2 protein-coding genes are annotated in these 966 nt (G+C 70.2%); both read right to left on the bottom strand.

Going from position 1 to position 966, the window contains the following annotated elements:
• Positions 1–152: 152 nt before the first annotated feature.
• Complete coding sequence (gene rplT, locus J1M38_RS04315) at positions 153–539, bottom strand: 50S ribosomal protein L20 (RefSeq protein WP_041105250.1); 387 nt, start codon at positions 537–539, stop codon at positions 153–155.
• Between the two features lie 89 nt (positions 540–628).
• Positions 629–823, bottom strand: coding sequence for a 50S ribosomal protein L35 (gene rpmI / locus J1M38_RS04310; protein WP_002853699.1), 195 nt, complete (start codon positions 821–823; stop codon positions 629–631).
• Positions 824–966 lie beyond the last annotated feature (143 nt).

The following is a 966-nucleotide window of genomic DNA, read 5'->3' as shown; positions in this document are numbered from 1 at the left end:
AGATGTTTATAAGAGACAGCTCCTGGTCGGGTTCGGCGGGGCGCGGGTGCGCAGACGCCGACGGGGCGGGCCTCGGTGGAGGACCCGCCCCGTCGGCGGTGGTGCTCACGCCTGGGGCGTGGTGGTGGGGCTCTCAGGGCCCCGGAGCCGGCTCAGCGGGAGACGGCGGGGGCGTTCACATCCGCGGGCAGCGCCTCGCGGGCGGTCTTCACCAGCACGGCGAAGGTCGCGGCGTCGGAGACGGCGATCTCGGCCAGCATGCGGCGGTCCACCTCGACGCCGGCCAGCTTGAGGCCCTGCATGAAGCGGTTGTAGGTCATGCCGTTGGCGCGGGCGGCCGCGTTGATGCGGGTGATCCACAGGCGACGGAAGTCACCCTTGCGCTTGTGGCGGTGCTGGTAGTTGTAGGTGAACGAGTGGAGCATCTGCTCCTTCGCCTTGCGGTACAGGCGAGACCGCTGGCCGCGGTAGCCGGAGGCGCGCTCCAGCATGGTCCGACGCTTCTTGTGGGCGTTCACTGCCCGCTTCACACGTGCCACGTGCGTACTCCAATCTGTGTGGTCCCCGGGGCGCGCACTGGCGCGTCACGGCCGAGGAGGAAGGGGTTCCGGCGAGGCCGGAGGGGGTGTCAGATGCCGAGCATCCGCTTGATCTGCTTGATGCTGCCCTTGGAGACGAGCTGGTCGCCCTTGAGACGGCGGGTCAGGCGCGAGGACTTGTGCTCCAGGTAGTGGCGGCGGTTCGCCTGCTGGCGCATGATCTTGCCGGAGCCGGTCACGCGGAAGCGCTTCTTGGCACCGCTGTGGGTCTTCATCTTCGGCATGGCTGCCGTTCTCCTTCACTCATCGCTGCCGTGCGCGGCGCGCGCGGCAGTGCTGGTCACCCCGGTCCGTGCGGACCGGGCTGGTCTGTGGCGACCCCGGGGGGTCAGGCCCGAGGACCGGGCTTGGGGGCACCGCCGCGGGG

Source organism: Micrococcus sp. KRD070 (assembly GCF_017168435.1).
Lineage (GTDB): Bacteria > Actinomycetota > Actinomycetes > Actinomycetales > Micrococcaceae > Micrococcus > Micrococcus luteus.
This window is presented reverse-complemented; position numbering and strand designations above follow the sequence as displayed.

Coding starts and splice junctions, on each gene's coding strand:
- rpmI (WP_002853699.1), bottom strand. CDS start 823: ATGCCGAAGATGAAGACCCACAGCGGTGCCAAGAAGCGCTTCCGCGTG.